Source organism: Fodinibius roseus (assembly GCF_900129315.1).
Classification (GTDB): Bacteria; Bacteroidota; Rhodothermia; order Balneolales; family Balneolaceae; genus Fodinibius; species Fodinibius roseus.
Genome location: NZ_FQUS01000025.1, coordinates 1 through 12,807, shown reverse-complemented (window position 1 = coordinate 12,807; position 12,807 = coordinate 1). Strand labels below are relative to the sequence as shown.

Sequence of the window (12,807 nt, the reverse complement as noted above, 5' to 3'; positions counted from 1 at the left end):
TCCCGATAACGAAGAAAGTGGACAAAAAGACCATTACAGAACCTCTTTTAGTCCAATTCCTTAATATAGACATTGCGAAACCAGAGGGGGGTGTTGTGACTCTGGAGCACAATCGGGCCTTCCTCGGGAATGGAGTCTCCCCATATGTTGTCCATCCGGACGCCGTCCACAATCAGCTCGTCGTTGAGGGTAACCCAGACCGTATCGCCGACCATCTTCATGCGCATGGTATTCCATTCCCCGGCGGGCCTGTCCATCGTCTTCGAAGGCTCGTTGCGGGGATCATTGTTATAGAGTCCCCCTGAACCGACGCCCTGGTGGTGGGGGTCCCATATCTGTACCTGGGGCAGGTTGCGCAGGTAAATGCCGCTGTCGCCCTTGGGACCGATTTTCCAGTCGAGGACCAGCTCGAAGTTTCCGTATTCCCTGCGGGTTTCGATGTTCCCGATGCCCCGCGTGCCGTCGTAGAGAATCATGCCGTCCTGGATGTACCAGTGTTCAAAGGTCTCCTGGTCAACTTTCTCCTGCAGCTCCCGGCGCTCCCCTTCCAGGGTGTCCAGGATGGCCGGAAGCTTTCGCGGATCTTCCGAAATCTGTCCCTTCCACTGGGAGAGATCATCCCCGTAGAGCGCCGTAAACCCCTGCTCTTCGTAGTCGGCTGCCGACGATTCCTGCCGCGGCGCATCGCCCTGACCCTGACTGCAGCTTACCATAAAACCCAAAAAACACACCAAATAGAGATATTTCATACGTACCGTTATTCGTTACTTGTTATTCATTATTTGTTTTTTTGCTGAATTACCGGTTATCGGAGCCGTCTCAATATCACCCCCGGCCCCGCCCCAGCAGGTACTATTTTCTGCTTACTGCTTTTTGCCTTCTGCTTTCCACCTACTAATATACTTTCTACCTTTCTACCTTTCACCGTCTACCCATCCACCACCGGCGCTGCCTGCTCCGGTTTCAGAACGCCCCCGGGCAGTTCCATGATATCCATCTTCCGGAAGTGTACTTCAAATCCTTCGGACTCGGGGCATATATATCCTTTTTTACGCTTGGGCGACCGGATGCCGTTCACGAACTTCCCGTTGATGGCCAGCTTCAGCGTCCCGTCGATACAGGCGACGATGTACCGGTTCCACTCGCCCGTGCCCCTGACCCTGTTTTCGAGGGAATAGCTTCTCCCCCTTGCTATTTCGGAAGGGTTGTCGGGGATGGCGGTGTCGAGACCCATGACCGGGAAAAGATGTCCGTGCGCATACTCCGGGTCCCCGTCGTTGATTTCCGCCCACTGCGGGTCCAGCATCTGCACTTCCATGCCCGTCGGGAAGGGATTGTCCCGGTAAGGCGTGCCGTCGGCCCATACGAATACCCCTGAATTTCCGCCCGGCTCCATGTGCCTCCACTCGATATCCAGGATGAAATTTTCATACTGTTTTTCCGTTCGCATCACGCCGATGGGCTCTCCCGTGCATTTGAGAATACCGTCTTCCACCCACCAGGTGTCCTCCGAGGTATTCATGTCGACGAAGCCATCCAGGTTCTTGCCATTAAACAGGGGTCGAAATTGCGGCACCATCTCTTCGAGGCCGGGAAAATCCGTCTCTTTCCCCTCTGCCTTCGATAGGGGTAAAAACGGGGCTGCCGCAGCCATGGCCGACCCCATGAACGCTTTTTTAGCAAACTCCCTTCTATTCATCATATCTTTTGATCCTGGTCTGTGTTAGGTGTACAATTTCTGTATCACTATTCCATTTCGTTTATATCTTCTTTCCTTCCTACCGCTTCTTCTGTTTCATCAAAAGGCTTGTCTCCCCGCCGTAACCGTCGCCCCAAGAAGGAGAATGGTAGCATTCACCGGCAGCGGCACCTGCTGCGCTACTACGAACTATGAATACCGGTTTGTCGGCGACGGGGCTGTCCCGACGACAGGCGGCTCTTCCGGGATGCCGGAAACGGGACCGAATTCATAGGTATCGGGTCCCAGCCGCAGGTCGGAGTTGAGGATCTCATCCCAGGTGATTTCCCTGCCGGTATAGGCGGCCATGCGTCCCATAATCGCCATGCGTGTGGAGTTCACCTGCAGTTCCGAGTCATTGATGTAGGGACCGGTGCGAATTCCCTTGATGAGTTCCACATGCTCCTGCACAAACGGGTCGTTGACCGCCCACGGGGAATCGGTGTCCTCTTCATCGGGATAGGGATATTCCCACAGCGTCTCGCCGTCGTGACTGTAAATGGCCCCGCCGCAGTCGACATAGCCTTCGGTGCCTTTGATCATTTCCACCCTTCCGCTGTCCGTCCCGTTGATCTGCCGGATGGAGCCGTGGACCTTCACGCCGTTTTCATATTCGTACTGTATACTGAAATAATCGTACTGATCCCCGGAGATCCGCTGTTGACGTCCCCCGTAGCCATAGGCCAGCCGGGGATTTTCCCCCAGGTACCAGTTCATCTGGTCCAGGTGATGGATGTGCATCTCCACGATATGGTCGCCGGACAGCCAGGCGAAGTTGCCCCAGTTGCGCAGCATGTACTCCATGTCGCTCCACTCCGGCTTGCGTTCGATCCACCACAGGGCGCCCCCGTTGCGAAGCGCCTGCCCAGATATGATTTCCCCGATCATGCCGTCTTTGACACGCTCGCGGGTTTCGATATAGTCCTTCCCGTACCGCAGGGCTGTACCAGTGACCATGCAGAGCTGCTTCTCTTTGGCTTTTTGGGTCGTCTCCATCATCATCCGCGCCCCGACCGGGTCGACGGCCACCGGTTTCTCCTGAAACACATGCTTGTCCGCTTCGATGGCGGCCTTGACATGCATGGGACGAAAATGGGGCGGCGTGGCAAAGATAACCAGGTCCACCCCGGAGTCGATCACTTTCTGGTAGGCGTCAAAGCCCACATAGCAGTGCTCGTCGGCCACCTCCACGCCCCGCGCCTTGTTCAGGTTTGCCCGGCACTTGTCCAGCTGGTCCCGGAACACATCGCCCAGGGCCGTAATCTCGAGATTGGGTCCCGCATCCAGGAAGTTGACGGCGGCCCCGCTCCCGCGTCCCCCACAGCCCACCAGGCCCGCCTTCAGCGGCTCGCCGTCCGGGGCCTGATCGTCCATCGTTACATACGGCTCGCTCTGTTGGAAAGCGGCGGACCGGGATCCCGATCCCGTGCGGTTCGAGGACAGCATGCCCGCCGCCCCGAAGGTCATTTTTGAGAGGAACTGACTCCGGCTTTGGTTGTTATTTTTCTTCATAATCAAGGTATCTTTTAAAAGTGACAACGGCGTAAGATCCGGACATACCATCCGCCTTACGGTAATATAGAATATAATTAACTACTAACTGTAACGGTCCGTCGGTGCCGGAGCCGTCCCCACAACAGGCGGTTCTTCCGGAATGCCTTCCACCGGACCGAATTCATAGGTATCGGGTCCCAGCCGCAGATCGGAATTAACGACTTCGTCCCAGGTAATTTCCTCGCCGGTATAGGCGGCCATGCGTCCCATGATCGCAATACGCGAGGACTTGACCTGCTCTTCGGAATCATTGTGGTAGTTCCCGGTTCGTATGGCCGTCACCAGCTCTATATGCTCCTGAACGAAGGGGTTGGTTACGTGCCATTGCGATTCGGCGTCCTCTTCATCCGGGTAGGGGTATTCCCATACGACCTCGCCGTCGTGATTATAGATGGCTCCTGTGGCATCGATATACCCTTCGGTGCCGGTGATCATCTCCTGCATCCGGTTGTCGCAGTCGTTGATCTGGCGGGTGGCACAGTGCGCTTTTTTCCCGTTCTCATACTCATATACAATGCTGAACTGGTCAAACTGGTCCCCGGACACCCGCTGCTGGCGTCCCCCGTAGCCGACCGCCTTGACCGGGTGGCTTCCCATGTGCCAGCTCATCGTATCCAGCTGGTGGATAAACATTTCCACGATATGGTCGCCGGACAGCCAGGCGAAGTTGCCCCAGTTGCGCAGCATGTATTCCATGTCGCTCCACCCGGGCTTGCGATCCACCCACCACAGGGCGCCCCCGTTGCGGATGAACGTGGCACCAACCACCTCGCCTATGGCACCGTCCCTGACGCGCTCGCGGGTTTCGATATAATCCCTTTGATAGCGGTGGACGGTGCCGCTGACCATGACAAGCTCCTTCTCTTTGGCCTGTTGGGTGGTCTCCATCATCATCCGTGCCCCGACCGGGTCGACGGCCACCGGCTTCTCCTGAAACACATGCTTGCCCGCCTCGATGGCGGCCCTGACGTGCATGGGGCGAAAATGGGGCGGGGTGGCGAAAAGAACGATATCCACCCCGGAGTCGATCACTTTCTGGTAGGCGTCAAAGCCCACGTAGCAGTTCTCGTCGGCCACCTCCACGCCCCGAGCCTTGTTGAGGTTGGTCCGGCACTTGTCCAGCTGGTCCTGAAAGGCATCGCCCAGCGCTACAATCTCGAGATTGGGTCCCGCATCCAGAAAATTCACGGCGGCCCCGCTCCCGCGTCCCCCGCATCCGACCAGCCCGGCCTTCAGCGGCTCGCCGTCCGGGGCCCGGTCTCTCAGCGAAACATACGGATCTTCTCTGATGCTGCTGCTGTTGGCATTTGAATCCGAGCAGCCCTTTAACACGCCTGCGGCACCAAAGGTGCCCAGGGTCCCCAGCGTGACGGTTGATAAAAAGTCGCGCCGGCTTTGTTGTTTGTTACTCATACTACTACTGATTTAGTTGTTAAAAATAGAGCGGTTGCGGGGATACCCCCTGCAACCGCACAATACGTTAAAAATCAATTAATAACCCGGGTTATTCTGGGTGATTTCATCGTTGCTGTTCATCTCGTCCGTGGGAATAGGCCACAGCGTATCCCTGTTCGGGTTGAACGACCGGTTAAATCCCCTGTCGTGCAGGTACCATTCGTCGGCCTGCTCGTCATAGAAATAGGAGCCCTGGGCCAGTCCGGCTTTTCGCTCGCCGATGCCCCAGCGGTTCATGTCAAACAGCCGCAGGCCTTCAAAGGCCAGCTCGACGCCGCGCTCCCTGCGGAGAATTTCCCGCAGTTCGTCCTGGGTCTTGCCTCCCGTGATGGGCGGCATATCTACTGTGGGACGCTGACGCACCTCGTTAATGGCGTCGTACACCGACTGGTCGAGTTCATTCAGCTCGATTTTAGCCTCCGCATACATCAGCAGCACGTCGGCATACCGGATATGGATCAGGTTGATCGAGCCGTTGGAGGGGTTGGCGTTGTCGTTCTCGTAATCCACCCATTTTTTCAGGTTGTAGCCGTGCTGGGTGGATGCCTCGCTGCCCTGCACCCGGTCCGGGGTGGGACTGTCGGGACGTGAGTTATAGGTAGAATTCCCGATCGGCTGCCCGGTATAGTAGACCGTGTGGTTCCACCGCGGGTCGATATTTTCGTAGGGATCGTCCGGGTTCCGGGGACCGTCGAACTCCATCAGTTGATAGAGCCCGTGAAGCGGTTCCACCGTGGAGCTGCCCCCGATGGAAGCGGCCGAATAGCCGAAAGCACCGTAGGTCTGCCCGTCCGGCGCATACTGCCGGTCAAAGATGACCTCCGAGGAATTTTGTCCCTCATACTGAAAGAGTCCCTGGTAGTCCGGGTACAACTCGTAGATATCCAGGTCCATCACGGCCTGGGCGGCGTCCCGGGCAGTGGTCCAGCGGCTGTTCCGCAGCGCAACCCGTGCTTTGAGGGCCAGGGCCGCCCCGTGCGTCGCGCGTCCGATATTTTCCCCTTCGTAGCTCATGGGGAGGCTGTTGTTATCGATGATCTGGTCCAGCTCGGCAATAATAAAATTGACAATCTGCTCTTTATCCGTACGTCCCACATGCTGGTTGATGTCGAGGGGCTCTTCGATGAGTGGCACGCCGCCCCACAGGCTGGAGAGCTGCGTATAGAAATAGGCCCGCAGGAACCGCGCTTCCGCTTCCACGCGCGACAGCACCTCCGGGTCCCCGGTCTCCACCTCGCTGATGTTGGTAATCACGTCGTTGGCCTTCCGGACGCCGATGTAGTACCCGTCCCATATGGCTCCTATGGCGTCATTGGACGGCACAATATTCCCGGCGCCCACATCATGCAGGGTCCCGGGTCCCGATGGCGCCCGGTAGCCGATATCGGTAACCCCGTCGAGCTGCTTGATCATGGTTTGATCGTCGAGCTCCCGGTACACCGCATTAACGGCCGTTACAGCATCACTTTGCCGCTGCCAGTATACCTCTTCCGCCACGGTGCCGGTGGGCAGAATATCCAGGCCATCGTCGCATCCGACGATCAAAAAGACTCCTAAAAACAGACTTATAATAATTCGATTCTTCATAATAACATCCTCTTTAAATAAATGTTTAAAACGTAACATTCATGCCTACGGTTAATTTCTTGGTATGCGGGAAGAACTGGCTTCGTCCCCTCGGCAACTCAGGATCAAACAGATCCGTGGGCGTAAAGGTCAACAAGTTCGTGCCCGCCACATAGATCCGAAGATTGGTAACCACGGACTGAGGAATTCTGTATCCAAGCTGAACATTTTTGAGCCTGGCGTATTTGGTGTCCTGGAGCCAGAAATCCGACTCCTGCAGGTTCCAGGTATTCCCCGCGGTCACTTTAGGCCAGGTCCCGTCCGGATTTCGTTCCGGGTGGAACGTTTTCTCGGCCATAACCTTGGGAATAAAGTTCTGCCAGTTGGGTCCCTCCATAAGCGCCCCGTCGAGTGTATGATGCTGTTTCAGGACGCCCTGCCAGAACATGGAGAAGTCAAATCCCCGGTAGGAGGCGTTAAAATTCACCCCGAATTCGTAGCGGGGATCTTCATTGCCCATGATCACCTGGTCGCCCCCGTCGACGGCGAGCGACTGGGAAAGATTGCCGTCCCCGTTCAGGTCCTTATAGATGATATCGCCTATTCCGGCATTCGGGTTGATCCGGGCGGGATATTGATTCAAGTCCTCCTGGGACCGGTACAATCCGGGCGAGGTAAAGCCCCGCAGCGAATTAATGGATTCCCCTTCGGTCCAAACCGTAAACTTGTCGGGATAGAACGGACCTTCACCGCTCAGGCTTTCAATTTCATTGACAACGTCGGAGAAGTTCACGCCGATCGAGTACTGCAGCGCGTCGTCGCCCCGCGATACGCTGTTATAGTTGACCTGGAGCTCCCAGCCGATATTCGAGACTTCGGCAGCGTTTTGCGTGGGCGGATCCACTCCGATGGTGGGCGGAATCGGCAGATCCAGCAGGATGTCATCGGTGTAGTTCCAGAAGTACTCCCCGATGATTTCAAACCGGTCGTCCATCAGTCCCACATCCAGTCCGATGTTGGTCATGGTGGTGGTCTCCCAGGTAATGATCGGGTTCCCGGCGTCCGTAACCGCCGCCCCGGGCACCACATTGCCGTTGAACTGGTAGGGCTGATTCAGGTTGTAGGTATTCATGAACTGGAAAAGACCGATTTCCTGGTTCCCCAGCTGTCCCCACGACCCCCTCAGGCGGAGGTTGCTGACCGCATCCACATTATCCATAAACGATTCGCTGGAAATTCTCCATCCCGCCGAGAAGGAGGGATACAGTCCCCACCGGTTTCCGTCGCCAAAGCGGGAGGAACCGTCGTACCGCAGATTGGCCTGCAGGGAATACCGGTCGTCGTAGGAGTAGTTCGCTCGTCCGAAGAAGGATCGAAGCCGCCACTCATTATCGTAACACCCATCGGTGAACCGACCCGGGTCGTCGTACGGCTGACAGGTGCGCTGGTTGCCGGCATCGCCCGCGCTCAGTGCCCGCAGCTCATTGTTAAAGAAGTTGGCCCGGGCTGCCGAGACCTGCTCGGTTCGGTTAAAGATTTCCTCGTAACCGGCCACCCCGCTCATATTGTGGGCTCCGACCGTTTGCTCGTAGTTCAGGTACAACCGTTGACTCAGTTCCCGTTCCGCATAGCGGCCTTCCTGGAGTGTGTTGGTGCCGAACCAGCCGCTGGCCGCCACCGGTTCGCCGGTCACATAGTTAATCATGCCGTTGCGTGATTCCCGGAACACAGTCTCATCCGTACTGGTTATATTGGCGGTAAAGTCGCCCTCCAGCGAAAACATTTCATTAATTTGATAATCGAGTCCCACGGTTCCGACGATATCGTTGCTCATTCTCGTGGTTTCACCCGAGTTAGCCATGATAAAGGGATTCCACTGGCCAAACAGGAGATCCCCGGTGGCTTCCTGTCCGTCCGGGTAGCTCATTACCGCATTCCTGTTTATGTGAAGAATGCCCTGCGTTATGCGGGCGGGGGTAAAACCGGGACCGGATACGTCCCTGTTGCGGTACAGGATATTAGCCTTGGCGGTCAGTTCATCCGTCAGGTACAGATCGCTGTTGATGCGAATGCTTGCTTCCTCGTTATTGAAGCTTTGAATAACACCATCCGTATTGGTATAGTTGACCAGTGCGTAGATACGACCCACATCGCTTCCCGTTGACACGGACAGCGAGTGATTGTGTTCAAGCGCATTTTCCCGGAATACGCCTTTCTCCCATTCCGCAAAGGGATACTGCAGCGGGTTGGTCCCGGCCACAACATTACTTATATATTCTTCCGAGTAAATGGGGGACCCGCCGGCGTTGATCTGCGCCTCGTTTTCCAGTCTCATCCAGTCTTCCTTGGAAGCTCCTTCCGGGAATCCCAGCTCATTCTGTATGCCGACATGCGTATTATACTTGACAGTCATGCCGGAATTGGCACCCCTTTTGGTCGTAACCAAAATAACCCCGTTGGCGGCGCGGGAGCCGTAGATAGCAGCGGAAGCCGCATCCTTGAGCACCGATATGGATTCGATGGAGGAGGGCTCGAGCGTGCTGAGCGATTGCTCCACCCCGTCAACCAGGACCAGCGGATTGGCATTATTCAGGGTGCCGGTACCCCGGATGCGCGTTACGGCATTTTCCTCACCGGGCTGCCCTCCCTCGTATTCGACGGTCAGGCCGGGGGAAATGCCCTGAAGGCCCAGCTCGGTATTGGTCAGCGGCTGTTCTTCCAGCTCGCTGGCGGAAACCGAACTCACGGCGCCCGTGACATCCGCCCTGCGCTGGGTTCCGAAACCGACCACAACCACTTCATCGAGGGCTGCAGTTGACTCCTGGAGTTCCACGTCAATCGTGCTCCTTCCCTCTACCGGGATTTCGGTCCGCTGGAAGCCTACAAAGGAGAAAACCAGGGTCGCATCAGAGGGGACCGTTATTTCATAGTTCCCGTCTATGTCCGTGGTTGTTCCCGATGTGGTTCCCTGGACCGTGATATTCACCCCCGGCAGCGACTCGCCGGTCGCGGCGTCAACCACCTGCCCCGAAACGTCAATATTCTGGGCCTGTAGTCCCACCACCGCAAAAAGGAACACGAAAGAAAACAAAGATAGTAGCCTTTTCATCATATAATTCATCTTTTTACCCTTATTTTAGTTTTGATATGTGATTTGTACCCTACCAGATTCCATATAGAGTATATTTCGTTGCCCTGTTCACAACTTAAAAAAAGTTGAATAAAATACAAGCACATTTTTTTCTTTTTCTTTTTTCTGCATGAATATTTTTTCAGTTTATTGTTTTTAGAACCACCTCTTCTTCTTATTTTTTCACCGCTTTCCGGAGGGGATCTTAATTTCAGGTCAGAATTAGCCAGGAAGGTATGCAGATCCCGCCGGGGGAGATGACATCAGGAACAGCATCATTTGCTTTCGCAGCCGGGGAACGGGAAGGGCGGGAATGCAGAAAAGCCGGGCAGCGCCGGGTTTTATAAAGGGTAAAAACCCGGCGCTGCAGCCGGAAGGGATTATGCGACTATAAGGGGGGCTCAGGTAAACTCACACCGGATAACCTCGCCTTCACCCTCTTTCTCCCCCACCGCGCTGAGGTTCTCATATTCCTGCCAGTCATCCCGGTCGGGATCTCCTACGCGGACGCTGTATGATCCTCCGGCAAACACGGGGGGCGCAAAGGTCGTGCCCTTGATCCGCAGGGCGTATTCCAGCTGACCTTCGTCCTGGTTGAAGACCTGGACGACCGGGTCTGACAGTCCGCTCACCTGCAGCTCCGGCAGGTAGCCGGCAGCGCGGCGGTCATAATTGTTTTTCTGGTCAATCAGCATCGGCCACCCGTCGTACTGTCCCTCCGGATTCGCCTGGGGATCCACGTAGCGGGGCCAGCATTCGAGCCGGGCCGTTCGTTCTGTTTTATCAAAGGTAACGATCCCGTAGCCGGTGGCGCGGTCGTAGATAATGGCGGGTTTGCGGTTGGTTTGCACCGGGTTGGCCACTGAAAAGACGGTGATCCGGTTATCAAAAGCATCTTTGAAGTTGCCGGTGTATTTCGGATTTCCCAGCAGCGACCGGTGGTCGTTTCCCAGGGTCGGGTACCAGCGCCGGGGCCAGGTATTGTTCAGGGCGGGGAGAGTATAGACAAAGCCCGAGTCCCCGTACTCCTCTACCCCGTATTTGATGACGCTCGCCAGGTGCTGGTCCCCGGCGATATGCAGTGCAAAGCCTTTGCGTATGATTTCCAGCGCCTGGTCCCGCTTGTCCATGGGCCACGCATTCGTATCCATGTCCCGGGCGGGCACGTCGCCGGACGGGTATTCTCCCCTTGCAGGTATCGGGCGCCTCGGCACGATCCGGTCAGAGGTTGCCCCTTCCGGCAGCGTATGGGCCCCGCAGAACGGAGACTGGGAGAGCACCACTTTCATTTCGGCGCCCTGGCTCCAGTCGGCGACCCACTCTTCCAGGAACCGCTCCTGGCGGTCTCCCAGCAGCTCGGCATCGATATCCCGGTGGCCGGCAATATCAAAATCGGGGTCCTGAACGAAGCCGTTCGACACTTCGACCGGCAGCACGTTTTTGGGGGCGGTTTTAAACTTGCGGTCCTCGAGAATGGCGAAGCTGACGCCCCCGTAATTCCAGTCGGTATAATACACCCCGATATCCTGCTCAACGGGGGTGGGATCATAGGGATCCGGCAGGTGGCTGGTCTGGGTGCGCTGAACCATCTTCACCCACTCCGCCGGCATCTGGTATCCCCCGGTATCCTGGGCAGGACTTCCGTACCCGTTGTCTACGTCCGCCGCCTTGCCCCCCTGTCCCCATATATTCCCGTGAAAGACATCGTGGTCGTCGGGAATGAACAGGGAGGGGATGTGCCGGAAAATATCCCGGTACGACCAGCCGAACATGTACCACTTGCGCAGGTAATCGAGGGTTGCTTTTTCCACGTTTTGGGATCGCTCCACGCCGAACCCGCCGAAAGACTCGTAAAACTGGTCTCCCAGAAACATCGCCATATCCGGCTGGTGCTTGCTGACGTTTTCGACCACTTCGTTGTCGGGAAACCCGTGCTCCTGGTTGCAGCTGAAGACCGCGGCCTTGAGCCGGTCGGACGAGACGGGATTGGCCGCGATCGTCCCCTCGTAAAAATATTCCCTGGTCTGGTCGCCCAGCGGCAGCTCCACGCGGATGCGGTAGGGCACATCCTCTTCGCGGGACCACTCCTCCAGCCGGAAGTGGGCGGTACGGGACAATTCATCGACGGTGGTTTCCTGCAATGGGGTCCATCCCCCCTCTTCTGCCTCTCCATCCCGGATCTGCAGGCTCACCGAATGTCCCCCGATCGTTTCTATGGGCGTCAGCTGCGCCGTGAGTTTCACGACCTCCTGATCCAGGGTGTACTGGGCAAAGACCACCGGGCCGTAGACCTGCCCGGGGTTCGAGTGGACTTTGCTGCCCGAGAGCCGCCAGTCCGAAAAGCGCGCCGTCGTCGTTTCGGCTCCGTCGCCGGACGCAAAATGAGACACCAGGGCAACATTCCCCACCAGGGTCTCAGGGTCAACGTTTTCGACTGCCAGCTGGTCCACCTGCCTCCCGCTGGAGACCTCAACGGCCGATAGCCTAAGGGTATAGGAGCGGGCGGACGGTTCGCCTTCCAGTGTCAGGCGGACCGCACCGGCGGGGTCTGTCGTCTGCCCGCTTGTTTTTTCGCCGATAAACAGCCGGCCCTCTCCGGTGATCCCGGCGTCAAGTCCCTCCCCGTAGACGGCCGAGCGGCGATAGTCGGTAAAGGTGACGGGACACGGGTCGTCTTCGGCCCGGGCGCCCAGCCGGAAACCGGCGTAATCATCCCCCGATTTCGTTTTGTTGAGGATTTCTGTCACCACCCGGGTGGTAAAATGTCCGTGGTACGCATCCAGCTGGTGGGTCAGGCTGTGAAGCGTGCGGTTGGGACCCGAATAGACGCATGCCGCCTTTCCATCGGAAATGCTCCAGTCCTGCAGGCGGTTGCCCCAGTAGGCGGGACCCACCCAGGGCATATCCGGCCACTCTGACCACCGGCTGCGCATCGGTTCGGAACGGGCGGGCGGGTCCCCCCGCTCTCCCTCCTCCTTTGTGGTATTGTTTGCAGATGATTTGAAAAACGGCAGAGAAGCAGTCCCCAGCAAGAGGGTCTTAAGGCTTTCTTTTCGATCCATGATCTGTGTGTATTATGAAAATTTATTGTTTGTTCAGTAATGAAATTTTAATGGTGCGCGTCGGCCTGAAACAGCATGATAACAGCTGATGAGGCGAATAGAAATATAACTATCGTTTCCCGCCGGTCATCCGGATCCCGGCGCCCGGCAGTCCCACTTAATCCTCCGATTTAATCCCCCAGCGCTTCCATGCGAAACCGTTCCAGCTCGGGGACGGTGTGCTCGCGCTCCATGATGGTCCGGATGCTGTCGACCACCTCCGGGTGCTCGCCGGCTACGTCGCGCTGCTCCCGGATATCCTC

General features: G+C 56.9%; 7 protein-coding genes. All 7 read right to left on the bottom strand.

The window, feature by feature from the left end:
• Nucleotides 1-47: 47 nt before the first annotated feature.
• Complete coding sequence (locus BUB16_RS17825) at nt 48-749, bottom strand: 3-keto-disaccharide hydrolase (protein ID WP_073067603.1); 702 nt, start codon at nt 747-749, stop codon at nt 48-50.
• A 179-nt stretch (nt 750-928) separates the two neighbouring features.
• The gene (locus tag BUB16_RS17820; RefSeq protein WP_211483226.1) at nt 929-1,702 is read right to left on the bottom strand and encodes a 3-keto-disaccharide hydrolase; all 774 of its coding nucleotides are present in this window, start codon (nt 1,700-1,702) and stop codon (nt 929-931) included.
• Nucleotides 1,703-1,888: 186 nt separating this feature from the next.
• On the bottom strand, nt 1,889-3,250 hold the full coding sequence (locus BUB16_RS17815) for a Gfo/Idh/MocA family protein (RefSeq protein ID WP_073067602.1): 1,362 nt from the start codon (nt 3,248-3,250) through the stop codon (nt 1,889-1,891).
• An 84-nt stretch (nt 3,251-3,334) separates the two neighbouring features.
• Nucleotides 3,335-4,705 (bottom strand): Gfo/Idh/MocA family protein, encoded by a 1,371-nt coding sequence (locus BUB16_RS17810; protein ID WP_073067600.1) that lies wholly within the window; start codon nt 4,703-4,705, stop codon nt 3,335-3,337.
• 78 nt (nt 4,706-4,783) lie between these two features.
• Nucleotides 4,784-6,334, bottom strand: coding sequence for a RagB/SusD family nutrient uptake outer membrane protein (locus tag BUB16_RS17805; protein ID WP_073067686.1), 1,551 nt, complete (start codon nt 6,332-6,334; stop codon nt 4,784-4,786).
• Between the two features lie 25 nt (nt 6,335-6,359).
• On the bottom strand, nt 6,360-9,425 hold the full coding sequence (locus BUB16_RS17800; protein ID WP_073067684.1) for a SusC/RagA family TonB-linked outer membrane protein: 3,066 nt from the start codon (nt 9,423-9,425) through the stop codon (nt 6,360-6,362).
• A 419-nt stretch (nt 9,426-9,844) separates the two neighbouring features.
• Nucleotides 9,845-12,505: an alkaline phosphatase D family protein gene (locus BUB16_RS17795; RefSeq protein ID WP_073067598.1), complete on the bottom strand. Its 2,661-nt coding sequence runs from the start codon at nt 12,503-12,505 to the stop codon at nt 9,845-9,847.
• Between the last annotated feature and the right edge of the window lie 302 nt (nt 12,506-12,807).

Bases quoted from the DNA above. Each gene is read 5' to 3' on its own strand.
- BUB16_RS17825 (WP_073067603.1), bottom strand. From the start codon at position 749: ATGAAATATCTCTATTTGGTGTGTTTTTTGGGTTTTATGGTAAGCTGC.
- BUB16_RS17820 (WP_211483226.1), bottom strand. From the start codon at position 1,702: ATGATGAATAGAAGGGAGTTTGCTAAAAAAGCGTTCATGGGGTCGGCC.
- BUB16_RS17815 (WP_073067602.1), bottom strand. From the start codon at position 3,250: ATGAAGAAAAATAACAACCAAAGCCGGAGTCAGTTCCTCTCAAAAATG.
- BUB16_RS17810 (WP_073067600.1), bottom strand. From the start codon at position 4,705: ATGAGTAACAAACAACAAAGCCGGCGCGACTTTTTATCAACCGTCACG.
- BUB16_RS17805 (WP_073067686.1), bottom strand. From the start codon at position 6,334: ATGAAGAATCGAATTATTATAAGTCTGTTTTTAGGAGTCTTTTTGATC.
- BUB16_RS17800 (WP_073067684.1), bottom strand. From the start codon at position 9,425: ATGATGAAAAGGCTACTATCTTTGTTTTCTTTCGTGTTCCTTTTTGCG.
- BUB16_RS17795 (WP_073067598.1), bottom strand. From the start codon at position 12,505: ATGGATCGAAAAGAAAGCCTTAAGACCCTCTTGCTGGGGACTGCTTCT.